Raw genomic sequence first — 539 nt, 5'->3', positions numbered from 1 at the left:
TATTGCGTAGAGACTTTGAGGCCGAGAGCCCCAACCAGAAGTGGGTCACCGACATCACCTATATCTGGGTAAAGAGCCGTTGGCTCTATCTTGCGACAGTGTTAGACCTTCACTCGAGACGCATTGTGGGTTGGTCATTAGACACCAATATGACAGAGGTGCTCATCACCAACGCTTTGAAAATGGCGTTTAAGTCACGCAAGCCGCCGAAAGGCGTCTTAATCCACTCAGACCGTGGTGTACAATACAGAGCTTATAAGTATCAGGACTTCATGCGAAAGCATGGAGGCGTACCAAGCATGAGCCGTCAGGGTAACTGTTGGGACAATGCAGTAATGGAGTCGTTCTTCAGTCGACTGAAAGTCGAATTGATTTACGCAGAAGATTATCAAACAATCGAAGAAGCCCGAATGGGGATCTTCGAATATATCGAAGTGTTCTACAATCGAAAAAGAAGACACTCAGCGTTGGGGCATGTCAGCCCCGTTGAGTACGAAAGTATGTAGTTATGTACTGTCTACTTTTTGTGGGGTACACCA

Annotated in this window: 1 protein-coding gene; it reads left to right on the top strand. The window is 46.9% G+C overall.

Features of this window, described 5'->3' with window-relative positions:
- A partial coding sequence (locus FCV43_RS20170; protein WP_136996186.1) for an IS3 family transposase occupies positions 1 to 506 on the top strand: 506 nt, incomplete at its 5' end.
- Positions 507 to 539 lie beyond the last annotated feature (33 nt).

The sequence above is a fragment of the Vibrio genomosp. F6 genome, assembly GCF_005146325.1.
In the GTDB taxonomy this organism is placed as follows: Bacteria; Pseudomonadota; Gammaproteobacteria; order Enterobacterales; family Vibrionaceae; genus Vibrio; species Vibrio cortegadensis.
Note: the sequence above shows the minus strand (reverse complement) of the source record. Positions and strands in the feature narration are given on the sequence as shown.